General features: G+C 35.9%; 21 protein-coding genes and 3 tRNA genes. 11 read left to right on the top strand and 13 right to left on the bottom strand.

Annotation, left to right across the window (positions count from 1 at the left end; translation table 11 throughout):
- Position 1 precedes the first annotated feature (1 nt).
- From ccoS to FT993_RS08085, 4 genes are all read right to left on the bottom strand, one after another.
- Entirely contained in the window at positions 2-187 is a 186-nt protein-coding gene (gene ccoS, locus FT993_RS08070; protein ID WP_147862047.1) for a cbb3-type cytochrome oxidase assembly protein CcoS, read from the bottom strand.
- 57 nt (positions 188-244) lie between these two features.
- Entirely contained in the window at positions 245-2632 is a 2388-nt protein-coding gene (locus FT993_RS08075; RefSeq protein WP_147862048.1) for a heavy metal translocating P-type ATPase metal-binding domain-containing protein, read from the bottom strand.
- 218 nt (positions 2633-2850) lie between these two features.
- Positions 2851-4548: a DUF6029 family protein gene (locus FT993_RS08080; RefSeq protein ID WP_147862049.1), complete on the bottom strand. Its 1698-nt coding sequence runs from the start codon at positions 4546-4548 to the stop codon at positions 2851-2853.
- A complete protein-coding gene (locus FT993_RS08085) occupies positions 4548-5027 on the bottom strand; it encodes a TlpA disulfide reductase family protein (protein WP_147862050.1) in 480 nt (159 codons plus the stop codon). Before FT993_RS08085 ends, FT993_RS08080 begins: the two co-directional genes overlap by 1 nt.
- 147 nt (positions 5028-5174) lie before the next feature.
- Between FT993_RS08085 and FT993_RS08090 the strand changes: the two genes are divergently transcribed.
- Genes FT993_RS08090 through FT993_RS08100 form a run of 3 tightly spaced genes read left to right on the top strand, consistent with a single transcriptional unit; the run spans position 5175 to position 8751 of the window.
- The gene (locus FT993_RS08090) at positions 5175-6908 is read left to right on the top strand and encodes an Omp28-related outer membrane protein (RefSeq protein ID WP_147862051.1); all 1734 of its coding nucleotides are present in this window, start codon (positions 5175-5177) and stop codon (positions 6906-6908) included.
- 49 nt (positions 6909-6957) lie between these two features.
- On the top strand, positions 6958-7689 hold the full coding sequence (locus tag FT993_RS08095) for a T9SS type A sorting domain-containing protein (RefSeq protein WP_147862052.1): 732 nt from the start codon (positions 6958-6960) through the stop codon (positions 7687-7689).
- 12 nt (positions 7690-7701) lie between these two features.
- Entirely contained in the window at positions 7702-8751 is a 1050-nt protein-coding gene (locus FT993_RS08100; protein ID WP_147862053.1) for an Omp28-related outer membrane protein, read from the top strand.
- A gap of 71 nt (positions 8752-8822) precedes the next feature.
- Here the strand turns inward: FT993_RS08100 and cmk are convergent, their stop codons facing one another.
- The 3 genes from cmk to FT993_RS08115 all read right to left on the bottom strand — a co-directional run bounded on the left by cmk (position 8823) and on the right by FT993_RS08115 (position 11740).
- On the bottom strand, positions 8823-9521 hold the full coding sequence (gene cmk / locus FT993_RS08105; protein ID WP_147862086.1) for a (d)CMP kinase: 699 nt from the start codon (positions 9519-9521) through the stop codon (positions 8823-8825).
- A 102-nt stretch (positions 9522-9623) separates the two neighbouring features.
- Entirely contained in the window at positions 9624-10649 is a 1026-nt protein-coding gene (porQ, locus tag FT993_RS08110) for a type IX secretion system protein PorQ (RefSeq protein WP_147862054.1), read from the bottom strand.
- Positions 10650-10795: 146 nt separating this feature from the next.
- The gene (locus tag FT993_RS08115; protein WP_255504449.1) at positions 10796-11740 is read right to left on the bottom strand and encodes an FKBP-type peptidyl-prolyl cis-trans isomerase; all 945 of its coding nucleotides are present in this window, start codon (positions 11738-11740) and stop codon (positions 10796-10798) included.
- 66 nt (positions 11741-11806) lie between these two features.
- Between FT993_RS08115 and FT993_RS08120 the strand changes: the two genes are divergently transcribed.
- Positions 11807-12238 carry an RNA-binding S4 domain-containing protein gene (locus FT993_RS08120; RefSeq protein ID WP_147862055.1) on the top strand — a complete coding sequence of 144 codons (432 nt, stop codon included), beginning with the start codon at positions 11807-11809 and terminating at the stop codon, positions 12236-12238.
- Complete coding sequence (locus tag FT993_RS08125) at positions 12219-12713, top strand: phosphoribosyltransferase family protein (protein ID WP_147862056.1); 495 nt, start codon at positions 12219-12221, stop codon at positions 12711-12713. Before FT993_RS08120 ends, FT993_RS08125 begins: the two co-directional genes overlap by 20 nt.
- Here the strand turns inward: FT993_RS08125 and FT993_RS08130 are convergent.
- Complete coding sequence (locus FT993_RS08130) at positions 12705-13220, bottom strand: shikimate kinase (RefSeq protein WP_147862057.1); 516 nt, start codon at positions 13218-13220, stop codon at positions 12705-12707. The two genes, FT993_RS08125 and FT993_RS08130, sit on opposite strands and share 9 nt — an antisense overlap.
- Positions 13221-13344: 124 nt before the next feature.
- Here FT993_RS08130 and FT993_RS08135 point away from each other — a divergent pair.
- The 3 genes from FT993_RS08135 to FT993_RS08145 all read left to right on the top strand — a co-directional run bounded on the left by FT993_RS08135 (position 13345) and on the right by FT993_RS08145 (position 13842).
- A tRNA-Lys gene (locus FT993_RS08135) sits at positions 13345-13417 on the top strand.
- Positions 13418-13570: 153 nt separating this feature from the next.
- Positions 13571-13643 (top strand) — tRNA-Lys (locus tag FT993_RS08140).
- Positions 13644-13758: 115 nt separating this feature from the next.
- Positions 13759-13842 (top strand) — tRNA-Leu (locus FT993_RS08145).
- Positions 13843-14132: 290 nt separating this feature from the next.
- Here FT993_RS08145 and FT993_RS08150 read toward each other — a convergent pair.
- The 5 genes from FT993_RS08150 to FT993_RS08170 form a co-directional block, all read right to left on the bottom strand.
- Positions 14133-14378, bottom strand: coding sequence for a hypothetical protein (locus tag FT993_RS08150; RefSeq protein ID WP_147862058.1), 246 nt, complete (start codon positions 14376-14378; stop codon positions 14133-14135).
- Positions 14379-14473: 95 nt separating this feature from the next.
- Complete coding sequence (locus FT993_RS08155; RefSeq protein ID WP_147862059.1) at positions 14474-15607, bottom strand: cytochrome-c peroxidase; 1134 nt, start codon at positions 15605-15607, stop codon at positions 14474-14476.
- 4 nt (positions 15608-15611) lie between these two features.
- Positions 15612-17174: a DUF6850 family outer membrane beta-barrel protein gene (locus tag FT993_RS08160; protein WP_147862060.1), complete on the bottom strand. Its 1563-nt coding sequence runs from the start codon at positions 17172-17174 to the stop codon at positions 15612-15614.
- A 10-nt stretch (positions 17175-17184) separates the two neighbouring features.
- Positions 17185-18540, bottom strand: coding sequence for a DUF4876 domain-containing protein (locus FT993_RS08165; RefSeq protein ID WP_147862061.1), 1356 nt, complete (start codon positions 18538-18540; stop codon positions 17185-17187).
- Between the two features lie 27 nt (positions 18541-18567).
- Positions 18568-21291: a TonB-dependent receptor gene (locus tag FT993_RS08170; protein WP_147862062.1), complete on the bottom strand. Its 2724-nt coding sequence runs from the start codon at positions 21289-21291 to the stop codon at positions 18568-18570.
- Between the two features lie 269 nt (positions 21292-21560).
- On the opposite strand from FT993_RS08170, the gene FT993_RS08175 reads away from it, so the two are divergent.
- From FT993_RS08175 to FT993_RS08185, 3 genes are read left to right on the top strand one after another with little or no spacing between them, the layout of a single operon-like run.
- Complete coding sequence (locus tag FT993_RS08175) at positions 21561-22463, top strand: MerR family transcriptional regulator (protein WP_147862063.1); 903 nt, start codon at positions 21561-21563, stop codon at positions 22461-22463.
- On the top strand, positions 22463-23926 hold the full coding sequence (locus tag FT993_RS08180; RefSeq protein WP_147862064.1) for an NAD(P)/FAD-dependent oxidoreductase: 1464 nt from the start codon (positions 22463-22465) through the stop codon (positions 23924-23926). The genes FT993_RS08175 and FT993_RS08180 overlap by 1 nt, the downstream gene beginning before the upstream one ends.
- A 1-nt stretch (position 23927) precedes the next feature.
- Complete coding sequence (locus tag FT993_RS08185) at positions 23928-24767, top strand: phytoene/squalene synthase family protein (RefSeq protein ID WP_147862065.1); 840 nt, start codon at positions 23928-23930, stop codon at positions 24765-24767.
- The last annotated feature ends 2 nt before the right edge of the window (positions 24768-24769 follow it).

Consider the following 24769-nt stretch of genomic DNA (forward strand, 5'->3'; position numbering starts at 1 on the left):
ATTAGTCTTTGGTTTTTATTGATTGTTTTTGATTTTCTTCTTTAACCAATTCATCTTCAAATAGCATTCTCACGGCGGGTGTATGAACATCATCATACTGCCCACGTTTTACGGAGTAAATAAACACCCCAAAAAAAACAAGAGCAACAATAATACTTAACGCCAATAAAAGATAAATTACACTCATACTTATTTTCTAGTTTTCAAAATTACTTGTGAAAGCTTTCTTAAAAAATGACAATTATCAATTTTTAAATAATTTCAACTTTCTACTGGTATAATTAGTTAGCAAAGTAACAAAAATTAATACGCTTATAGAGCTTAAGGGCATTAAAATAGCCGCAATCACAGGTTTTAGTTGGCCGGTTACTGCAAAATATAACCCAATTACGTTATACAAAAATGACAAAACAAAACTATATTTAATCGTGTTAACTGTCTTTCTAGCCGCTAACAAAAAACTTGGTAGTTTATGCATTTGTTCGGCATCTAAAATAGCGTCACAAGCAGGCGAAAACACATTTACATTTTCAGAAATGGCTACCCCTACCTCACTTTGGGCCAAAGCCCCAGCATCGTTCAAACCGTCGCCAATCATCATTACCTTTTCACCTTTATCTTGCAGAGCTTTTACAAAATTGAGCTTGTCATCGGGCTTTTGATCAAACAACATTTGGGTATTTTTGGGTAACATTTTGGCTAGTTGCTCTTTCTCACCTGCATTATCGCCCGATAAGACTACCAGCTTATGAGAACGGGAAAGCGCATTAAATATAGTTTGCACACCCGACCTATATTGATTATTAAAGGTGTACTTCCCTTTATATTCTTGATTGGTCTTTACATGAACCGTTGTTTGTAATTGACTTTCAACCTGCGGGCTACCTACAAAAGACGCCGAGCCAACTTGAATGCTATTCTCTGCCTGTCTTGCTAACATTCCCTTACCAGTTATTTCTTCAAAACTATCTAGGGTGCTAATAGATTGGCTGGCTAGAAAGGTATACAATGACCTACTCAAAGGGTGGTTAGAAGCCCGTAACGTATTTTTTAACAAAGAGGCTTCTTCCTCTGTTAATTCCAAACCTTCATAAGTGATAGCCACTTTTTTATTGGTAGTCAAGGTGCCAGTTTTGTCAAATATAATCGTATCGAGATCATTCAATTTTTCGATTACGTGTGCGTTTTTTAAATAAAATTTAGCTCTACCAAAAATACGAAGCATATTTCCTAAAGAGAAGGGAGTTGACAGCGCCAACGCGCACGGACAGGCAATAATAAGCACTGCGGTAAAAACATTAAGCGCCATACTGGAGTCATGATACATCCAAAATGCAGTTGCTACCAGCGAAATGACTAAAAGCACACTTGTAAAATACTTACTTATTTTATTGGTCAGATTTACAAAAGAGGCATCTTTATTTTGACTAAACACATCGTTACTCCACAATTGAGTCAAATAACTTTGCTCAACAGATTTTAAAGCCTCTACTTCAATTGCACCGTCAAGTTGCTTTCCTCCAGCAAACAACTTATCACCAGACACTTTGCGCACCGGGTCTCTTTCTCCTGTAACAAAGCTATAATCTATTTGCGCCTCGCCATTAATTAAAATAGCATCTACCGGTAAAAGTTCGCTGTTGCGGATTAAAAGCCGGTCTCCTACTTCAATATCATATACTTGAATGTTCTCTTCAGTTTTATTTTGTTTATCTATCCGGGTAACCGCAATAGGAAAATAAGATTTATAATCTCTCTCAAAAGAGAGGAAGCTATAGGTTTTTTGTTGAAAAAATTTACCGACAAGCAAAAAGAAAACAAGACCAGTTAAGGAATCAAAAAAGCCTGTACCCCAATCAAACAAAATCTCTATGGTGCTGCGTAAAAACAAAACCAAAATACCCAATGCTATAGGTACGTCTATATTTAAAATTTTTGCTTTTAATCCTTTATAGGCCGAAATAAAATAATCTGTACCAGAATAAAAAACCACGGGAAGAGAGAAACTAAACATCAACCACCTGAACAGATGTTTATACTCTTCAAGCCAGTATTCTTCTACCTCAAAATATTCAGGAAAAGACAAGAACATAACATTACCAAAAGCAAATCCGGCAATAGCCAACTTATAAATAAGGCTGCGGTCTACTTCTTTTTTTCCTTTATCAAAATCATCTAAACTTATGTAGGGTTCATACCCAATACGACTAAGCAATTGTACTACCTCCTTTAAGCTTAAAGCAGATGATTTATAGGTTATTCTAACTGTTTTTTTAGGGAAATTAACCTGAGCTGTTCGAATATCTGCTTGCAGTTTATGAAGGTTTTCTAAAATCCAAATACAAGAACTGCAATGCATATGCGGAACGTACAAATTTACCACTTGAATATCGCCATCGTCAAATTCTACAAGTTTCTCAACTATTTTCTGATTATCTAGATAATCAAATTTACCAGCTACCTCTTCTGGAATGGCACCTGGAGCATCTTGCAAATCATAATAACAGCCTAAATCATTGCTAGAGAATAACTCATAAACGGTTTTACACCCCCTACAACAAAAAGCTTTTTCGTCAAATACAATTGCATCTTGATCACAAGAGTTGCCACAATGAAAACAATTATCCTGCATAACAGCTTATTTTATCTTGCAAAGGTCTTTTTAATATACCTATATAACAATGACCAAAATCATCGTTTAATACTGCTCTAAGTTAAGAAACCATTTTGTGGATAACCACTACCAAGCTTAAATTATAATAGTTCTAAATAAAAAAACATTTCGAGTCATAACTGACCTGAAATGGTTTAAGAATAATTCTTATCTAATAAAAAACAAGATAAATTGATTTAAAACGAAGTAGATAAATTGAGTGTAAACCCTGTATTTTCGGGTACAAAGCGGCAAACGCCACCAACACACACCAAACCTCCTCGTTGGCGTCCGTAATTTAAAGCTATTCGTGTGGCCCCGAAACGATAAGCCCCTCCGAAATTATAGTAATGATTCTTTTCGGCTTCTTTTTTTGTACCATAGTTGTAGATATCCCAAAAGTAAACCGATAGGTTTCTATTTAAGTTAAACTCTACGGTTGCTCCTGCCCAATTGCGTCTATCGGCGTCGGCCCACATATGCTCTAGCTCGACTCTTAAAGACTTTTTATTGGGTAGGCTAATCACGTTTTCTACTGCTAAAATATCGGCATTTACTTGATCTCCACCTTCAACCAATCGCTTATCATAATACTGGTGAACGTAATAGAAACCGCTACGCCAATTTTTACTGAAACGCTTACGGATTTCTAGGTTATAATCTGAAAAATACTTTTGCCCTCGTCCAAAAAACTGCGTGTCATAATCTTGAGGGAAATATCGGTATTCTCCCGCCAGATTGTACCAGCTAGCAAAGTTAGCTGCTATTTCGGTTCCGTATTTACCCCCTAAACTTGTACCCTTTTTAAAGGTATAATATACATCGAGTTGCCCGCCCGTTTCTCCAGACTTTAGAATATCAACATCTAAATTTCCTACGCGATACTGTGCTTGAAAAACATAGATATTAGCTAGGTTAGAATGATGTTGCTTGGTAAGACCTGGCACATAATTCATTATTTTATCGTTGTAGTTGATGCTGGTATTGTTCGCATCAATCACTTCGGGTTTACGTTCTGAGAAAAACCCCATGTTTTCCAGCCTTCTTAAAGTCAAATCTATACCCAAACCACTTTTGGTGTAACCTAGGTTTATTTGATAAGCAGAACCGTCTTTAACCAAATCGTTTGAAATATCATTGTTGGCATTAATAACAGCATCTTCGGTTTTATAATTAGCTTCCCCATTTACATAAAAGGAACCCAAGTAGTAATTAAATCGAAATGCCATCGCGCTGGTCAATTCAGAAAAATCTGGATTCTCGATATTGGTTTCCTCATATCGTCCTACATAAGAAGCCCCCACCGATAAATCTGAATTTTCTAATTGCAACCAATCGGTTAGATAAAATTCGCTATCAAATCCGTAAATATCTCCATCGGTCACATCAAAACCACTACGTTGTTTTCCGTAAAGGCCCGTTAAACGGATGTTATGATTAGGTCTGTACACTATACGTGCTCCACGAAGAGCATTATTGATTCCTAAAGCGCGATCTTCCCAGGTTCGTAAAAGCAAACCGCTACCAAACTGTTCATAAAAGTGTCCTAAAGTAATGTCTACTTTATCACTTTTGTAATTGACATAAAATGTTGCCAAATTTGTTCCTTCAAACTTAGGATTATAATTAAGGAGTGAGTTGGCTTCATAAGCTTCTACTTGCACTCCCGCGGTAAACCTCCCATAATTGTAGTTGGCGTTTAAGTAATTATTAGATCTAAAACGATCTTTAAACTCAAAGTCGCCCAATTTAGGATCATCTACATAATATTGCATATTAGATTCTAGTCCACCATAAAATCTACCTTTTATTTTATTTTCATCATCTGTTTCTTGGGCCTGAGAAATCAAACCTGCCGCCAGCAAAACCACCAGCGTTGATATTCTTTTTATCATTACAAAGCCTTTATCTCTTCAAATAATTCTTCTTCTGCACCCTCGGCGTAGCCATTAGATACGTGCATTACCTTTTGATTCTTAACCACAATGGTATGTGGCACATTATTGATTTGTAATTTGCGTTTTAATTCTTGATTGGTATCTAATAAAATTTCATACTCCCAAGCTTTACCATTAACCATTGGTTTTACTCGTTTTACGGTACGGGCATCGTCTATAGAAATAGCTATTAGCTCTACATCTACTTCTTCTTGCCAGTCTGTGTAAACCGCTTTAATCGCCTCTAATTCGTTAATACAAGGCGCACACCAAGTTGCCCAAAACGAAAAAATATACACTTTATCGTCTTCAGCATAATCTTTATAAACATTTTTTAATTGATTGTCCATGTTTTTCAATTGAACATTAGGCATTTGAGACTGAGCCTGTGAAAAATGAGCCATCAAGACGGCCACAAAAATTAGTAAAATTCGCATAGTTTTATTAATTGATTGTTAAAGCTGAGCAAATATATAATTTATAGCCTACAAAGAAAGAAACTTTATATTTTAAATTAAAAAAAAAGAAACTTTTCATATTAATTTTATATTTGTGATAATCTTAACTATTAAAACTAAACTTAGATGAAAAGAATTTTACTTAGCTTGGCTATGCTTTCGGGTAGTATGGTTGGTTTTGCACAGACCATTGTCTCAACTACACCTGAAAACAAAAATGTAATTTTAGAAGAATTTACAGGTATTTATTGTGGTTATTGTCCTCAAGGGCACGCAATTGCTCAAAGTTTAAAAACCAATAACCCAGGTGACGTTTTTCTGGTAAATGTGCACACTGGTGGTTATGCTAATCCTGGACCTGGTGATCCAGATTTTAGAACAAATTTTGGAGCCGCTTTAGCCACACAATCGGGCTTAACGGGGTATCCTGCTGGACAGGTAAATCGTCATGAATTTCCTAGTTATGCGATGGCATCGGGTGCAACCGCAATGGGAAGAAATTTCTGGACCGCTGCAGCCAATACAATTTTATCAGAGTCTTCTTATGTAAATGTAGCAGCAACAGCAAATATTGACCTGCAAACCAGAGAACTTACTGTTTATGTAGAAGCTTACTATACTGGGAATAGTCCCGTTACCACCAACAAACTTAATATTGCTTTAAACCAAAACAATACCGCCGGACCTCAATCTGGAGGAAATATGGGAAGTAATTACAATCATATGCACCGCCTTATTCACTTTCTAACAGGACAATGGGGTGATGTAATAAGCACTACCACGCAAGGAAGTTTGTTTACTCAAACCTATACGTATACCATCCCCGCTGATCACAATAGTATCCCTATTGAGTTAAGTGAATTAGAAGTAATTGCTTATGTTGCAGAAGGTAATGAAGAAATCATTAGCGGTAACGAGGCCGTAATGACTTTAACCTCTAGCTTTAATAACGAAATTGAATTAGCTGAAATTAAAGAAATAGATAATACTTGTAAAACAGAAGTTACTCCACAAGTTACCATCAAAAATAACGGAATGAACACGCTAACCAGTTTGGCGATTGAATATAGTATTAACGGTGGTGCTATAAATACACACAATTGGACCGGTAATCTAGCTGTTGGAGAAACGGAAGTTGTTGATTTACCAGTAATTAATTTTACGCTACAACCTTCTAACACTATTGACATAAACATACCTAATGACGATGATAATACCAACAACTCTGGACAAATAAACTTTGATGAGGCGCAAGAGGGTTCAAGAAATATTACCGTTGATATTAGAACAGATAATTATCCTACCGAAGCTAGTTGGGAAATACTAGACAGCACCGGTGCCGTAGTGGCCTCAGGAGGTAATTATACTGGACCTCAAAATGGAGGTGGTCCAAATGCAATCACTACTATTAGTACGACTCACGTCTTACCAGCTTCAGAGTGCTATACGATTAAACTAAAAGATTCTTATGGTGATGGTTGGTCTTATACTAGTTCTTCTTTCCAACCTGGCATAGCCATCAAGTCTCAAGGAAACATTATTTACAACAAAGATGTAGGAAATTTTGGATCTGAATTAGTACTTGAAGGAGCTTTTAAAACAAATACTACCTTAGGTGTAGCTGATAATGATACCGCAGTAATTTCGGTATATCCTAATCCAGCTCAAGATGCTATTTTTGTGAATAACCTAGACAATTTTAACATTGAAATATTTGATATTACTGGTAAGCTAGTATATAGCGCTAAAGAAATGAAAAAAGAGCAAGCTATTAGTATCGGGCATTTAGAAAAGGGTGTTTATTTTGTGAACCTAGCAAGTAAAACCGTAACTTACACCACCAAATTAATAAAGAAATAATTCATAAAACGGCACCTAGAGTATTTCTAGGTGCCTTAAAAAACAAACTATGAAAAAAATTACCCTACTTTTTACTTTATTTTTAGCCAGTTTAACGACGATGGCTCAAATAACAATTACCGACCCTGCACAAGGAGTGACCATTGCAGACGGAGATAATTTTTCATTCTCTACCTTGGGTCAAAAAAATGCAGAGGTACAATTAAAAATAACCAATAACGGCAGTAATACAGTAAACATTATGGCCGAGGTTACTCAAGTGACAAACTCAGATGGAACCAATCTTCAATTTTGTCTTGGTGACACCTGTTTTAATACAATTTCGGCAGGAGCTACCTATCCACAAAACGGAGCTTTAACGCTAGCGCCAGGGGCATCTAATAATGATTTTGACCATTTCTTTAATTCTAACCCAGGAACTGATCCCAACCAGCCTGTGGTTTATGGTTTTAGATTTTTTGAGGTAGATGCTAACGGTAACGAAATAGGAGACATTCTTTCTTTTACCTATACTTATGATTCTTCTTTAAGTACAAATAATTATAACTTAAAAGATATGGGAGTTAACCTAATGGCCTCTACTTTTAAGCAAGAAATAAGTTTTAACGCTCAAGAGATAGGAAAAATTAGCCTATATGATTTAACGGGAAAAAGAATAGTATTTCAAAACTATCAAGCCGGACAAAACACTTTATTTTTAGGTGATTTAAAAAGCGGAGTTTACCTTTTAGGTTTTGAAACTAAAAATCAAAAAGCTACCTTAAAGGTGGTAAAAAAATAATTGATTATTAAAATGAATCATTTTAAAACACTCATCCTTGTTTTTTTAATTAGCCTTAGTTTTACAGGTTGTAAAGAAGATTATACCATTTTACCTTCTGAGGACCCTATTTTGCTAAGCACCAATAATGTCTCGAGTTTAATAGACAATAGCATTGTTTTTACGGCCACTAAAGGAGGAGAAGAAATCACAGCGCTCACTACTATTTACGTTAATGGTGAAGCCATTCAAGGCGACACATTTACATCAAATGAAACCGGTGAATATAGAGCCTATGCCACTTATGACAATTTAAAGTCTAATGAAGTTGTTTTTAATTACCACGATGGTAGCGAAATTAACTTTAAAAAACGAGTTCTTATTGAAGACTATACAGGTACTTGGTGCGGGTATTGTACACGTGTAGCCAAGGCTATTGAACAAGTTTTTACTAGTACAGACAATGCCGTGGCAGTGGCCATTCACAGAGATAGCTCAAATCCGAATAGCGCTACTTATGATCCTTTTAATTATGATGCCAGTGTTTTAGAAAACTTATTGAATACACCAGGATATCCTAAAGGATTTTTAAATCGTACCATTTTATGGAAAAATCCAGAAACCGAATATGTAAATCAAGTACTTGATTTAACTCAAGGAGAAAACCCCAAATTAGGATTAGCCATCACTAATAGTTTAGCAAATAATCAGCTAAATATTGCAGTGAATGTAAAAAAGGCCAAAAATTTTGGAGATTTAAAACTCGTTGTTTATGTTTTGGAAAATGGTTTAATTTATGAACAGAAAAATTACACCACTTATTATAACAGCGTAAATCCTGTTCCAGATTTTGAACACAACCATGTTTTAAGAAGCAGTTTAACTGATTTATTAGGAGATAACATTCCTAAAGAAGAATTTATTAATGATGTGTATAGCGTGAATTACGAAATAGCTGTGCCAAGCAACGTGGATAATTCTCAAAATATTGAAGTTGTAGCATTTGTAATTGATGAAGACGGGAAAGCCATTAATGTACGTAAAGCAAATTTAGGAGAAGATCAAGACTTTGAACAGATCTAGGAACACATATAAAATGTTTTAAACAAAAAATCCGCTTCTTGTTCGAAGCGGATTTTTTTATGTTCTAAAATTTAGCTGTTTACCTGCCTGATTTTGTCAATCGCCATTTGCTTTACAACGGCAAACTGCTCTTTTTCATCCATATTACTATTATCGATCAAAACTGCATCTTCGGCTTGTTTAAGCGGACTGTCTTCTCTATTACTATCGACATAATCACGTTCTTGAATATTTTTTAATACTTCGATAAACTGAGCTTTTTCTCCTTTAGCTCTCAACTCATCATAGCGCCTTTTAGCACGGGTATCCGCGGAAGCGGTCATAAAAATCTTAAGTTCAGCTTCGGGGAAAACCACCGTACCAATATCACGACCATCCATTACAATTCCTTTGTTTTTTCCCAACTCGTGTTGTTGCTTTACCTGCATTTTTCTAACCTCGGGAACAGCCGCAACCGCACTCACAAAATTAGAAACCTTTAAAGTTCTTATAGCTTCTTCTATATTCTTACCATTAAGGTAAATTTCGCCGAAGCCTTTATCCTCATTGAAGACAAAACTTAACTTAACATCATTCAATTGCGCTATTAAACCCTTACTATCAAAATGATCTTCACTTATAAACCCTTTATTCATAGCGTAATAGGTTACCGCCCGATACATTGCACCTGTATCTACATAAATATATTCTAATTCTTTTGCGAGTTGTTTTGCAATAGTGCTTTTTCCTGTGCTTGAATGCCCGTCAATGGCAATGATAATCTTTTTCAAATCAATATTATTTCTCAAAGCAAAATTAGCTTTTTTAATTGAATTAAATTCGGCTTGACCCATTTAGAAAGCTAGTTTCAAATACCTAAGTATAAGTATAGGTTAATACCTATTTTGCAAATCGATAATTAAGCCAAAGAAACTCGCATTTGCAGCGCTACTAAATTGTGCGTAAGTATAACTGAGTCTGATTTTATTAAATTTAATCGATAAGCCTGCACTGATCCCGGCGAAAGCTCTTTGGTCGAGTATACGCAACTCTTCTCCCCTACGAAAACTATAACCCAGTCTTAGATTAAAGCCACTTTCAGGAAAAAATTCGGCACCTACAATGGTATGTCGCAATACATTATTAAAAAAACTAGGATCATCTTTGGTTACATTACCATTGAGATCGATTTCATTTCGGTTAGAATTGCTAAAGGCTATATTCCATTCTTGAAGGTTCTCAAAAGTTATATGCCAACGAACGGGGATGTTTGATGCGGTTTGCGAAATACCTACTATAAATTCAGTAGGTAAAGACTCTTGCAGTTCATGGTAGGTTGTAAATTGCGTGCCTAAATTTCGTAGTGCTCCGGCAATCACCAGTTTTAAATCTTCATCATAATAGGTGATTCCCAGATCTATAGCTCCACCCATCGAGGTGTATTGCTCTAGTTTAGAGGTAATTAATTTAAGATGGGCTCCTATGAAAAAATTTGTTCTCGGTAGGTTATAGGCATATCCAAAAGACAAGGCGGCTTCCCCACCGCTAAAACTACCAGTTGCATTTCCAAACTCATCGTAACCATCGAAACTTCCATAATTAATATATTGTATTCCTGTATGAAAAACTTGGGTTCTTCTATCAAATAAATAAGCATAGGAAGCTGAGCCATAATTTACATCGGCCAGGTAATTGATATAGTTTAGAGAAATTTGGTTATCCATTTCGGCATTAATCGCAGCGGGATTGTATAAAGCATCTGTAGGATCATAAGAATATCCTGTAATATTTTTACCTCCTAAAGCAGCTTGCTTGGGTGATGCCGATAGGTTTAAAAACTGATAAGTTGCTTGTCCTCCTATTTGAGCCGAAAGACGCCAACCCAGTATTAAAAACAAAATAACCCCGTATTTTTGCATAGGCGCAAATGTAAGTAATTATAGTATTTAACGTAGGTTTTCTCTAAATATTTTGCTTAGCTGTTTTTGACGAGCACTAAAAAAAACACCCTCACTTAAAGATATAAATGTGGGTGTTTTAATTCAATGACATTTCGTAATAAAGCCTAAAAAACTTTAGGGTCTAAATAATCTGGTGTGCCATCGTTATCGGTATCGATAAAATTAATTTCATCGGCAGTAATAATTCCGTCTTCATTAAGATCATTTACTTCTAATTCATCGGCAGTAGGCACTCCGTCATTGTCATCATCGGGGTCATTGAAATCTGGTATTCTATCGCCATCACTATCATCATCAAAGAACATATTGTTATTTTTATCTTCTAAATAAGAAGGAATTCCGTCATTATCATGATCCATTTGTTTTCCCGCATAAAGTTGGAAGGTAAACATAATAGGTTCATAGGCACGAATACTAGCACTAGGCGGTGTGGCATAATACCCTAGACCAGATGGAATAAAAACAGCTCCAATCCCGTAATCATCGGCATAAGAGATGGTTCCATCGTTATTTTCGGTAAAGTCAGACGCTCCGCTAAACTCAATCAATCCCAACATAAAACCACGAATCACACTTCCATTTAAAGAGGTAGGCAAAGTGAATTCGACGGGATTTACACTACCATCAAAATTATCACCATTTAATCGATATCCAGCATAGCCTGCAATAGCGTTATCGGCAAAAGTAGGTTGATACGCTGTTTCTGCTCCTTTTCGCACTTGCAAATAATACAAGGTATAATTTACATCATTGGTTGCTATGGTTTTAGACTTTAACTCGGGTGAGTCGAATATAGAAACCTTATTGGCATTAGCTCCCGCTATGGTGTCAAAAACAATATGTTTAAGGCTTGGATTATTGACATCGGTACGCACTTTGAAAAAATGCGTTTTTAGGTATTCTTCAATTTCAACACGATTTTCCTCGTAAACCTCTGCATAATCTCTCAATTTAACCTTACTGCCGCCGTCGTCATCGGAGCTACACGCTGCAATTCCTAAAAGACAAGCAACACCCAGACCGTAAATCCAATTTTTTACTTTCATCATTTCTTAATTTTAAGCCTGCAAGATACAATTTTCTTTTATTTTTGTTTTTAAATGCAAAATAGATTTATGCGAGTAGATAAGTATTTGTGGTGCGTTCGGTATTTTAAAACAAGAAGTATTGCTACGCAAGCTTGTAAAAAAGGCCACGTAAAAATAAACGGCGATGCATTAAAACCATCTCGTGAGGTTTACCCAGGAGATGAAATTGAAGTGCGCAAAAATCAAATTAATTATAAACTGCGTGTGCTCGATTTACCACCATCACGTGTTGGAGCTAAATTGGTTTCGATCTACGCCACCGATATTACACCAAAAGAGAATTTAGAAAAGCTCGATTTACTAAAGTATAGCAAGGATTATTACCGAAAGAAAGGGACCGGAAGACCCACAAAAAAAGACCGTCGTGATATTGATGATTGGTTTGACCAACCCCAAGATCCGAATAAATTAACCGACAACGACTCTAATTTTAAAGAAGATGAAAACAGCCATCCTTAACCAACAAGAAATTGAATACAAAATAAGACGTATTGCTTTTCAAATTTACGAGAGTAATTTAAATGAATCACAAATAATTCTGGCTGGTATTAAAAACAAAGGTTTTACTTTCGCTGAAAAAATTAAAACTTGCTTGGAAGAAATAAGTGGTATAAATATTCGGCTAGTGAGTCTAAAATTGGATAAAAAAAATCCGTTAAACGGAATTGAGGCCAGTATTTCCTCTTCAGAATATAAAAATGAGTCGGTTATAATTGTCGACGATGTATTAAATAGTGGTTCTACCTTGATATACGCCGTTAATTTTTTTCTCGACCAACCGGTAAAAAAAATACAAACTGCCGTATTAGTAGATCGAAGTCACAAAAAATACCCTGTTAAAGCAGATTTCGTTGGTTTATCGCTGTCTACCTCTTTAAGCGAAACGGTAAAAGTTAATTTTGATAGCCCTTACACGGCGTATTTATTAGAGTAATTGCTTTAGTGCATTTAATGTATCATCAAGGTCATTAGATGGTTTTAAACTTAAGTCTGCTTGCTGGTAATAATATTGGCGCTCAAACATATGCTTGCGAATAAAGTCTTCTAGGTCTTCTTCTTTATCTAAATGAGCAATCATAGGGCGTTTGGCTTTTTCTTTCCATAACACATTCAACAAATAATTTAAATCTCGTTTTATGTAGATACTCTTTAAGTTGGTTGTTTTTGCAATCAACTCTAAATTATTGCCGTAACAGGGTGTTCCTCCTCCCAAGGCCAAAACAAAATTATCTTGAGTTTTTAATAGTTCTTCAAGCATTTCATGTTCAAGTTTACGAAAAAAGATTTCTCCTCGGCTAGAAAAAATAGCGCTTATACTTTTTCCTACTTTTTTTTTGATCTCTAAATCTAAATCAAGATATTTAAATCCTAACTCCTTAGCTAACAGCCGAGAATAATATGATTTCCCGCTGCCCATATACCCCATCAAAACTATTTTCATAAACACAAATTTTATTGAATTCTCTTTTTTTTTGAAATATAGGAAAATTCTCTTATTTTTTTCTTGATAATTTGAATATTGATTATATATTTGCACCCGCGTTCAGGCAATAAAATATTGAAAAGATCTGGTAGCTCAGTTGGTAGAGCATCTCCCTTTTAAGGAGAGGGTCCTGGGTTCGAGCCCCAGCCAGATCACTTTTTAAGTTCTGATTTTTGTTGAGCTAAAGATTTATATTAACAATGATCTTTTCACAATTTCAAAAGAAATTATCAACTAAATCAATCAAAGAAACCTGTAATAGGAATTGTTCTTTTTAAAGTTGTTATAATTAAATGTAACAAAATTAAGATCTGGTAGCTCAGTTGGTAGAGCATCTCCCTTTTAAGGAGAGGGTCCTGGGTTCGAGCCCCAGCCAGATCACAAAACCCTGCTTTTTTTTAGCAGGGTTTGTTGTTTAAACCATAATTTACCGAAGTAAAATTATACAAAAGTAATTATCTTCACGTGTTTAAGCACTCTTTTGCACCTTACAAACGCCCAGGTGCTGGAACTGGTAGACAGGCATGGTTGAGGGCCATGTGTTCATTAGAGCGTGTGGGTTCGACTCCCATCCTGGGCACAATAAAGATCTCTAATACCCTACAATATCTTTATTATAATCCCATACTGAATAGATTTAGGGAAAGAATGGCCTTTTTTAATATCCAATAAAATATTTAACAACTCAAGAGATAGTAATACCTATCAGAGAACCAAACTCGGGTTATTACCTTCCTAGATCTGAATTGGGTGCTAAGTATTTTAACTCGTTTATCTCAAGATTTTCGTGCAACTAAGTGATTTACCACGAATTATTAAAGCAAAAAAAACCGAGCGAATACTCGGTTTTTTTGTTTTCATTTTATATTCTTATGCTGCCGTATCTGGCGCCCAACTCGAACACAACATACCCTCTGCTGCTTTCTGCGGATGCGCACACGTTGGTCCCTCATATCGTAAACAAGTTAAACAATTTCGCTCGTTTTGAATTTCTGACTTCATATCAAACTGATCGCAAGTATAATTAGCACTCACTTTTACTTCATGAACTTTACATTGCATCGCATCATTTGCATTTTTACAATTAACGCAATTATTTCCCATTCTTATAGCCATAACATTAATTTTTTAAGATTATAACCAAATATAAGATAGATTTGATTTAGAAACAATATAAACAAAGGCGATCAAGTCTACAGGCACTATCTTAATTATTGAGGCAATTGTTCAGGTGCAGGCTCCCTATATATGGTAGAAGACAAACTTAATAGAAATGCTTCAAGTTGTTCTTGTTCTTTTGTGTTGAGATTTAGCGGCTTTAACAACTCCGATTTCACTGGAAAAAGGCTATCTTTTTGTTGTGCCTTATTCGGTTTTAAACTAACCATACCCGCATTATACATATTAATTATACCTTCTAAGTGCGGAAACAAACCATTATGCATGTAGGGGGCGGTATGCGCCAATTCACGTAAAGATGGTGTTTTGAATTTACCCACATCCTCGGCCTTTTTAGTAATTTGATACCTACCCAAATCTTCATATTTACGGCCGTAGTAAGATAAGCCTAAATCATGAAATTGCCCGTCAGAAAATAAGGGAGAATGATGACAATTGATACAACGCGCTTTTGTTCTAAATAAATGTAAACCCTGAACCTCATCATTGCTGAGTTGAGTGGTGTCACCTGCGATAAAACGATCAAATCTGCTTTTGCGACTCACAATACTTTTCTCGAAAACGACCAGAGCTTCTAATAGTTTCTCACTACTGATTTCAGACTCCCCATAAGCCCGCTTAAAATAAGGTGCATAACCAGGTATTTCGCGAATAGATTTAATAGATACTTGCATATGCTGATTCATTTCAATGGGATTCTCCATGGCTTCCTGTGCTTGTTCCGCCAAGGTTTCAGCTCTTCCATCCCAAAAAAATGAAGAAAAGTAGGCGATATTTAAAATAGACATGGTATTTCTCTCACCAGTTGCCCGATTATGACCGTGGGCCACCCGTTTTCCATCGGCCCAACCCAAATCGGGATCGTGACAAGAAGCACAAGCTATTTGTTTACTTCCCGAAAGCCTAGGATCATGGAAAAGCAATTTACCCAATTGCCTTTTAGCTTTGTAAAGTGAATCATCCTCGGCTATGGATAATGGTGGAAGACTTCCGATTTCTTGAAAATCTTTTACACTAGCGTCTACAAGGGCATCAGGCCATTGCGTGAAATCTCCGCTGCCATAGCGTGTTTTTAATTCGATAACACTATAAGAATCTGATTTCGATTGCTTGTTTTGACATCCAAAGCATGCAATCAATAGTATAATATATAAAATTCTTTTCATCGCATTAATAGGATAAGGTGATGCAAAATCCAACAAAGGAATTGATTTTATTATTCGCATCAAAATTTAAATATTCATCGGCTGGGTGGAGTGCCGTTTCTAGTGCGTACTGCAGACGCAATCTTAAACTTCTTTCGTTATCAATAGATCGAGTGTAGGCCGCAGTTAACCCGGTTAACAACCTATTGGTTCCTTCATAAGCATGATCGGGAAACACAACATCATCTATAAAAGTTGTATTTTCTGTTACTTGCTGCCAGTCCAATTTTTGTTGTAAAGCGTGAGAATACAAACTTTGTAAAGCAACAAATAAATTATGATTGTTTTTCTGATATAGCGTACGACCTATTTCGATTTCTGTTACTAAAGTTTGTATTTCTTTATGCGTATAGCCCAACAGGTCAATATATTCTCCTACAAACAAATTCATATTAGCTTGGGTTTGCCACAAAATACGCTTCTGCTCTTCTCTCAAAAGCTTTAAATTTAAACCGATTTGTTCTTCGGTTAACCTAAAATTTTGCCCCCCAGCTTGTTCAATATAATTATCCCCTTGGGTATGTTTATAATGTAAACCCCAAGAAGCATCCAGTTTATTACCCTCATAATCTGTTTGAATGCGCAATTCTTGTTTTTCTTTACGATAGGCGTGACTAACTAAATTTTCATCATAATAAATCTGATTATTGGCATCAGCTGCATAGAGTTTGCTCACACCAGTATGATAAGTATAAGCGCCAGAAAGCACCCAATTAGTGGCTGAATATTGGTAGGCGAAACCCCAAGTTTTGGGTATTTCTCTTCGTAAATGTTTGAAATAAGAGTCATTAAAAGTCACCAAGCCATAACCCGAAGTAAATTGGGTGAAAGTATCGGGATATGCGGGCGAGTTTAATGCATCATCTACATAAAGCGATTGGTGGTTTTCGGTTCTTCGTCCTATCCCTGCTTGTGCTGCAATTTTATGCTTTCCTTGAGTGTAACCTAGGTGGGCATTCGCTTTGTAAAAGGCAGCGGTAATTTCGGGTCTAGGGTCTTGCAAACGGTAGGCCTGTTGATTCTCATAGGCTACATTCAAAGCAAAAGACCAATTTTTGCTTAACAAGTAACTTGCTCCTCCTGCTATTTGGTAGAATTGACTTTCCCAATCGGCTTTTTTGGGCGCAAAGAAATAATGCGGATCTAACACAGGCCGGTTGGTACTGCGCTCTAAACCCAAAGTATAGCCTAAATCTTTTTCAAAACTTTTGGTAAATAAAAATTTGCCGTACAACCTCAACCGTGAATTAATAGCATATAAACCTCTTGTATTAAAACTCCATTCGGTGTTTTTTGAAGGAGTTTGCACCCGTTTGAGTTGGCGTTTTTCTTGCACAAAAGCTACACTGCTTTGTGTAAAGTTTTTAAAACGGTACTTGCTATACAAAAGAGGTTGCTCCAACAGATTTTGCAAGTTGTTTTTATGGTAGGTGTTTTGACTTAAATCTATACTATCTTTAAGCTGTGCCCAACTTAAATTTGCCCAAAACGCCAACAGAAAAATAATACAACCTCTTTTGATTAGCATAGTTTATTATTTAAAATCCTTTAGGGATAGCCTTATTCATCACTTTAAAATCAAGTGCCGAGTTGTTGCTGTCTTCTAAAATTACACGACCATTAACGGTAGTTTTAGTTTTACGCATAACACTTTGTGAGTTATATATACCGTCTACGCTTATCGCGGAAGCATCTACCGTAGGAGGCAACATTTTTGGACGTTGAGACGAAGGGTTATAGTGCTGCAAATCTACTCCGTCAATTAACTGAGCCACGGGTATTTGCAGATAAAAATTAGTGTTATCTTCAATTTGAACCACAGAGGGATCACTATAATTAGCATACGCAGCAAAATCTTGGTCGTCTGCTCTAAAAATGGCAAAACTATCTCTCCCAAAACTATCTAATACAAAGTCTTTATTATTGCTAAAATAATTTTCTCTTCCCCAGAATGCTAAATTTACATCTTGCACTGCCGGGTTTTGAATATCCCACTGGTAAGGCTGCTCACCAATGGCTACTCTAAAGTCTCCTAAATATACCTCAAATTCTGCCGAGCTTAAATCTACCGTAAGCGATGGATCACCAATTTCTATAGGATCACCATTATTGTCTACTAAAGGCTGTTTATGATTTAAGGCATTTTGAGCAATTACGAAGCTTTCTCCTGGTTGTAAGGGGTAATCGGTTCCTGTACCAGGTATTTGCAATACATAATCTGCATACACGTAATCTGTGTTAGCTTTAATGCCCATGCTCATACCTATAGATTGACTCCAATCAAATTGACCAGTTGGTAGGGTGTAGGCTGCACTATTGGTTTTTGATCGCCCATATAATTGCGCAACATATAAACCGTCTGCATAAATTACTTCGTTAGAATTGTTATAAATTTCGATAAATTGATCTCTAAAAAGCGCTCCATTTTTGGTGTCTGAACCGGCGTAGTATATTTGCTTGACTACTAAATCTCCTATTCTAGCGGCGTCTAAAGTTAAATTAACCGAAAGTGTATTGGCGTTCACAACAACATTTTCTTGACTGGCATTAAATATAACCTCATTGCCGCTTGGAGCGTAACCAAAATTTTGCTCGAAAGCTTGCGCATCAAGCGTTAAACTAGCCGATACATTATAAGTACCAGGTAGTACCGCTTCAAAGCTAGCTAAACCGTTACTGCCCGATGTGGCTTTATATGCATCTCCTGTATTGGTATTGGTTAGAACTACCTCTCCTTGGTTTACAGGTTCTCCGTTAAAACGTTGATCGTCGTAATTTAAATAAACCGAAAAACTTTGGGTTTGTAGTCCGCTTCCTCCAAAATCATCATCATTTGAGCAAGCACTTAAGCCTAATAGCACTAAAAGTGCAAAACCGAATTGAATTAATCTCATTGTTATTGATTTTATATTTGTTATTGTTTAAAATTGATATTCTATTTTAGTTCCAAATGAAAGCTGTACTACATCTGGATTGGTACGCTTCACCAATTGACCATTTTCTATCACCAGCCGGGTTGGTTTTAGATCTAAGAAATTATTTACATAAAAACTAAAACGAAATCCGTTAAGGAAATCTTTAGAAATACGCAAATGGTAGTTGTGATATACCTCGGTTTGCGGCTGAACATAACCTGCGTCTGGTTTTATAATGTCACCAAATAAATTGGTATTGTTTTGTTCATTTGGTGCTATACTTACTTTATTTAACCAACTATCAATATAGGCATACGGGTAGAGCGACGCTCCTCGCTGATAATTATCAATTATTATATGTTCTGACCGAACGTTGATTAGCAAACCTATTTGTGGAATATGATAACTTAGGTTCCCTCCTAAATTAAGTTTCTCTCGGTTTACAATTCCACGTTTATATAACCCAAATTGAATCGGCGTAGATGCATCTGAAGATTTTACAAATCGGTCATTACCAGGAAAGTCTTGTGTGCGCACATAACTGGCTTGCAAACCAAAAGTTAACTGCTTAAACACCAAAGACGGAAAATTTAGAAATGTTTCTACCCCATAGTCTTCTGACTCAAAAACATTAGCGATTTGTGACTCAGTATAGTAATAGGGCCTATAACCTGTGATTTGCAATTCTGGGTTTTGCAAGTCGCTATCATCAATAGCTACTTCGGCTAAATCACGACGAACGGCGTACGACTGACTGGAGATTCCTTGAAAAAGTTTGTTATAAAAAGCGGTAATATTTAGCGTAGCAAATCCAAATTTATAATCGGCGCCTAACTCCGTTCTTAAACTACGCGAGGGTTTTACATTGGGGTTATCTTCGCGCTCTACAAAAGTTTGAATGGCACCAATATTATACACACCAGGATACCTAAAATCGGCTAAGACCACATCATAATACCTGTAACCGGTATAAATCTGATTCAGCGAAGGAGCTTTGGCTGTAAGACCAAAGCCAGCTCTTAATTTTACTTTGTTAAAAATCAAAGCCGAATTTACCCGTGGAGATAGACTTAAATATTCATTTTGTAGATTGGCTCGCAATCCCGCCGTGATTCGCAACGTTTTATTGGTATAAAAACGAGTGAAATCATCTTCTAAAAAAAAAGAAATTTGTGATTCGGCTTGAACTTGATCGGCATAATTATACGGTCTAAAAGCTGAAGAGCCAGAACCGGTCTGATTGGTAAACTGACTGATACTGGTTTTTGGTGAACCCAATCGACCTGCTCCTAAATTATCGCTTAATCGGTAATTAAAACCAGCCGAAAGATTATGGGTACTGTTTAAATTGCTAATAGACTTATAAACCAAACCTGCAGCATAAAACGATAACGGCTTACCCTCTACCTCTTTAACAGAAGTATAGCGTGGTGCGGTATAAACACCTTCATATACCCCTTCGCGTGTTCCAAAACCAACCAATTTACCTCCGTTATTTACCGCTTTACTTTCAAAACTATACTGCGAAGAAAAATTAAAATTAACATTGAAATCAAAATAATCTAGAAAAGCTTTAGGCTTAAAATGGTAGCTAAACCTATTGGTTAAGCGCCAATCTTTTTGCTCGTTCTTTACTTTCTTTTCATTGCGCTCCTCCTTGTCATAATTTACATCATCTAAATGAAACCCATATTGCAAGCTAAGCGAATTTTTGATGTTTTTCTCTTTATTGGCCCAACTCCACATCACTTGGCTATTCACTCTTCTATAATTGGTATAAGCTTCACGCGGATTTGCTTGTGCATCTAAGAAACTAGTCGAAACATTTAAGAAGCCTAATCTGCCAGGAAGCGTCAATCCTTTATTTATTCCATATTCTGTAGTACCTTCTCGCAAAGAAGCGTAGGCCAAATAAGGCGAACGCCCAGCTTTTTGATCAATTTTAATTAAACCCGAAGTAAGATCGCCATATTTAACCGAAGGAATCCCTTGTACCACTTCAATTTTTTCTATGTTCTGTGTAGCTATTTGCCTAAGATCTACTCCAAAATTAGCATTCGAAAAGGTGCCGTTAAATCTGGTTCCTGCACGGTTATCACCAAAGCCTAGATAATTAGCCGCAAAAGGAGAAGCCATATTGGCAGTATAACTCTGCATATTCTCATTATTGCTCAGGGGTATATCATCAACCACCACAGCAGTTCCAAAAGATTTATTGCCAAAACCATCATCTGAAACCGTATTGGGTCGCACCGTCCTAAAGGCAATAGGCTTAAATTCGTTTAAACTAAAATTGCTGATTTGCTGTCCTGGTAGCTGTTCTAAAACTTCATTAAGCGAGAAAGCTTGCACTTGATTTATGGCTTCCTCTTCAAAAAGAACCTCAGAAAAAGTATGGCCTTTGGTAGCTTTTACCACCACCTCATCTAAGCGCAAATTTTCATCGGTAAGAAAAATTTTGATGTCTTTTAGGCTGTTTTTAGTATTAAACCATCGAGTAACCGTCTTTTTTCCTAATAATTGAAATTGCAATTCTACCTTTTCTAATTCACCCACCCCAATACTAAAATTTCCTTTTTCATCGGTGAGCACCCAAGTATTAGTGGTTAAATTGATAACGTTTACATAAGGTAACTTCTCCAAGGTTTTAGCATCTTGCACAACACCTCTTAGTCTTTGTTGCGCTAAAATACTAATCGGTAAGAAAAAACACATTATTAATAACCGCAAGCCTGTAAATTTTACGTTTCTGGATGCAAAGCTAATTATTTATTTTTATTTAGATTTAAATTAAATAAGAAAATATGATTCAATATCAACAACCTATAGGTTGATAAGGTTCTAAAAATTATAACACCTACACCAATTTGATTTACAACATATTATGCTTTAAAAAATTATTTTTTAAAACTATAATTTATTTTGTTTAATGTTTTAACTTTTTATTTAAACAAAAATAAACTAAGTTTGATTAGCTTTGACAATAAGACTTAGGAGTTATGGAATATGTAAAAAACCAATTTAACATTAAAGATCTCGAGGCCCTTAGCGGAGTTAAGGCACATACCATAAGGATCTGGGAAAAAAGATACCACATTTTAAAGCCCGAACGTACCGATACCAACATAAGGGTTTACGACACTAAGGCCCTACAGCGCTTGTTGAATATTGCCTTCTTAAATGAAAATGGATATAAAATATCTAGAATTTCAAAACTGGATTGCGCTGAGATTGATAAGCTTACCCATGAAATTAGGACGGCCAATAATGCAGAGAATAGAGCCATAAAAGCTTTTTTTGTATCGATGTATAATTTTGATCAAAGCTTATTCCTTAACACCTACAATACACTACTTGAAAAAATGACTTTTCAAGAAATTTTTGAAGAAGTGTTTGTTCCAATGCTAAAGCAAATAGGTGATTTATGGCAAACTAATACGGTAAAACCAGCGCACGAGCATTTTATCTCGCATCTTATTAGACAAAAACTTTTTAGCAGTATCGAAAAATTGCAAATCGAGCCTGAATTTAATAAAGAAAAAGTCTTTATCTTATTCTTGCCCAATAATGAAATACATGATATTGGCCTGCTTTATCTACAGTATTCCTTGCTTAGCTTAGGTTATAAAGTAGTATATTTAGGTCACTCTATTCCATTAGAAGACTTGACCAGTTTTACAAGTCAAAATAAATCGGTCTATTTCGTCAGTGTTTTTACCATAAAACCTGAAAGCCCAGAAGCGTATCTAAAAGAATTTTATGATAAAATTTTGGCAAATGAAGATTCAGATCGTTATCAATTAGCCTTACTGGGTTTAAAAACCAAAGAATTAAATTTAGAAGATTTACCACCACAAATAAACATTTACGAAAACCCAACTAAACTTATACGCTCCATTTAATGAAGAAAAATATATCTATTATAGGATCAGGATTTGCCGGTTTGTCCGCAGCATGTTATTTAGCTAAAGCCGGACACAAGGTGAAGGTTTATGAAAAAAATGAAAGCATTGGTGGCAGGGCACGTCAATACAAAAAAGACGGTTTTACATTTGATATGGGACCAACATGGTACTGGATGCCTGATGTATTCGAGCGTTTTTTTGCTGATTTCGATAAACAACCCAGCGATTATTATGAGTTGATTAAACTAAGTCCGGCTTACAGTATTTATTTTGATCAAAATGAACGTATGATTATAGGGGATACACTCGATAAAATTTATGCAGAATTTGAACGTATAGAACCTGGAAGCTCCAAAAGTCTAGCTAAATTTGTTGAAGCAGCTCGTGATAATTACAGCATTGCAATCAAAGATTTGGTTTATAGACCAGGAATTTCACCTCTAGAATTAATCACTCCAGAAACAACCCTAAAGATAGGGCAATTTTTTAGCACTATTGCCCAAAAGGTGCGTAAACGATTTAAAAATCCGCAATTGATTCAGGCGTTAGAATTCCCAGTTTTATTCCTAGGAGCCAAGCCAAGTGACACCCCGGCTTTTTACAATTTTATGAATTATGCCGATCTAGGTCTAGGTACTTGGCACCCTAAAGGCGGAATGTTTGAAGTAATAAGAGGAATCGCCCAATTAGCTCAAGATTTAGGGGTTAGCATTCATACCCAGTCGAATATCAGTGAGATTAAGGTAAATAAAAAAGCTCAGGTAGAGGGACTAATATGCAATGAAAAGTTTATTCCATCAGACGTTGTTTTGAGTGGTGCCGATTATCATCACACCGAAAGCCTTCTCGATTTAAACTATCGCCAATACAGCGAAAAGTATTGGTCTAAAAAAACCTTTGCTCCCTCGTCCCTGCTCTTTTATGTAGGCTTCGATAAAAAATTAAAGAACGTAGATCATCATACCTTGTTTTTTGACGTAGATTTTAAAGCTCACGCTTACAGTATTTACGATAAGCCTAGTTGGCCAGAAGAACCGCTGTTTTATGCTAGTTTCCCTTCCAAAACCGATAAGGTGGCTGCTCCCGATGGTCAAGAAGCAGGTATTTTCTTAATTCCACTGGCACCGGGAATTGAGGACAATGAACAACTACGCGAATCTTATTTTGACAAAATTTTAAGTAGATTTGAAAAAATAACTCAACAAAAAGTTAAAAAAAATATTATATTTAAAAAAAGTTATTGCGTGAATGATTTTGTAAACGATTACAATTCCTATAAAGGGAACGCTTATGGGTTAGCCAATACTTTGCTGCAAACAGCATTTTTAAGGCCAAAACTTAAAAGTAGAAAAGTTAACGGACTTTATTTTACAGGACAACTAACCGTTCCCGGTCCAGGGGTGCCGCCCTCCTTAATATCAGGTAAATTAAGCGCAGAACTTATCGATAAAAAAAATTAACATGAAAGCATTATTCGATCTGGTTTCACATAAATGCAGTAAAGCTGTAACCGAGAGCTATAGCACCTCATTTTCTATGGCCACGAAATTACTGGCACCAAGTATTCGCCAAGATATTTATAATATTTACGGATTTGTTCGCTTTGCTGATGAAATCGTAGATTCTTTTCACGACTATGACAAAGCCTTTTTATTTGAGCGTTTTGAAAAAGATTTGCAAGATGCACTTGAACATAAAATCAGTTTAAATCCTATACTTAATGCTTTTCAAGAAACCGTAAATCGCTATAATATTCAGCCCGAGCTGTACCAAGCTTTTATGCGAAGTATGAAAATGGATCTCACTAAAAAACAATACCATACACATCAAGAGTACCTAGATTACATTTACGGCAGCGCAGATGTGGTGGGTTTAATGTGTTTAAAAGTTTTTGTAAAAGGCGACGAAAAAAAATACAATCAACTCAAAGATGATGCGATGCGTTTGGGCTCAGCTTTTCAAAAGGTAAACTTTTTAAGAGACCTAAAAGCCGATCACGAAGACCTCAATCGTACTTATTTTCCAGGAACTAATCTTAATGAGTTAGACGAAACGAGTAAACAAAAAATAATTCAAGAAATCGAAACCGATTTTGCCAACGGCTTACGCGGAATTGCAAAGCTTCCCGTCGAAGCTAAATTGGGCGTATACACCGCTTATATTTATTACTCGAAACTATTAAGTAAATTAAAAAATACACCATCTTTGCAAATCAAGGAAAAACGAATTCGTGTTTCTAATTATCAAAAATTTGGCTTAATGGCGCAATGTTATGTGTCTTACCGATTAAAATTAATTTAACT

The organism is Mesonia sp. HuA40 (assembly GCF_008017835.1).
Taxonomy (GTDB): Bacteria; Bacteroidota; Bacteroidia; order Flavobacteriales; family Flavobacteriaceae; genus Mesonia.

What these genes read in the sequence shown, in the direction of transcription:
- FT993_RS08165 (WP_147862061.1), bottom strand. Translation starts at nt 18,540, where the DNA reads ATGAGATTAATTCAATTCGGTTTTGCACTTTTAGTGCTATTAGGCTTA.
- ccoS (WP_147862047.1), bottom strand. Translation starts at nt 187, where the DNA reads ATGAGTGTAATTTATCTTTTATTGGCGTTAAGTATTATTGTTGCTCTT.
- FT993_RS08075 (WP_147862048.1), bottom strand. Translation starts at nt 2,632, where the DNA reads ATGCAGGATAATTGTTTTCATTGTGGCAACTCTTGTGATCAAGATGCA.
- FT993_RS08090 (WP_147862051.1), top strand. Translation starts at nt 5,175, where the DNA reads ATGAAAAGAATTTTACTTAGCTTGGCTATGCTTTCGGGTAGTATGGTT.
- porQ (WP_147862054.1), bottom strand. Translation starts at nt 10,649, where the DNA reads ATGCAAAAATACGGGGTTATTTTGTTTTTAATACTGGGTTGGCGTCTT.
- FT993_RS08125 (WP_147862056.1), top strand. Translation starts at nt 12,219, where the DNA reads ATGAAAACAGCCATCCTTAACCAACAAGAAATTGAATACAAAATAAGA.
- FT993_RS08150 (WP_147862058.1), bottom strand. Translation starts at nt 14,378, where the DNA reads ATGGCTATAAGAATGGGAAATAATTGCGTTAATTGTAAAAATGCAAAT.
- FT993_RS08095 (WP_147862052.1), top strand. Translation starts at nt 6,958, where the DNA reads ATGAAAAAAATTACCCTACTTTTTACTTTATTTTTAGCCAGTTTAACG.
- FT993_RS08130 (WP_147862057.1), bottom strand. Translation starts at nt 13,220, where the DNA reads ATGAAAATAGTTTTGATGGGGTATATGGGCAGCGGGAAATCATATTAT.
- FT993_RS08100 (WP_147862053.1), top strand. Translation starts at nt 7,702, where the DNA reads ATGAATCATTTTAAAACACTCATCCTTGTTTTTTTAATTAGCCTTAGT.
- FT993_RS08120 (WP_147862055.1), top strand. Translation starts at nt 11,807, where the DNA reads ATGCGAGTAGATAAGTATTTGTGGTGCGTTCGGTATTTTAAAACAAGA.
- FT993_RS08180 (WP_147862064.1), top strand. Translation starts at nt 22,463, where the DNA reads ATGAAGAAAAATATATCTATTATAGGATCAGGATTTGCCGGTTTGTCC.
- FT993_RS08115 (WP_255504449.1), bottom strand. Translation starts at nt 11,740, where the DNA reads ATGATGAAAGTAAAAAATTGGATTTACGGTCTGGGTGTTGCTTGTCTT.
- FT993_RS08175 (WP_147862063.1), top strand. Translation starts at nt 21,561, where the DNA reads ATGGAATATGTAAAAAACCAATTTAACATTAAAGATCTCGAGGCCCTT.
- FT993_RS08155 (WP_147862059.1), bottom strand. Translation starts at nt 15,607, where the DNA reads ATGAAAAGAATTTTATATATTATACTATTGATTGCATGCTTTGGATGT.
- FT993_RS08085 (WP_147862050.1), bottom strand. Translation starts at nt 5,027, where the DNA reads ATGCGAATTTTACTAATTTTTGTGGCCGTCTTGATGGCTCATTTTTCA.
- FT993_RS08160 (WP_147862060.1), bottom strand. Translation starts at nt 17,174, where the DNA reads ATGCTAATCAAAAGAGGTTGTATTATTTTTCTGTTGGCGTTTTGGGCA.
- FT993_RS08185 (WP_147862065.1), top strand. Translation starts at nt 23,928, where the DNA reads ATGAAAGCATTATTCGATCTGGTTTCACATAAATGCAGTAAAGCTGTA.
- FT993_RS08080 (WP_147862049.1), bottom strand. Translation starts at nt 4,548, where the DNA reads ATGATAAAAAGAATATCAACGCTGGTGGTTTTGCTGGCGGCAGGTTTG.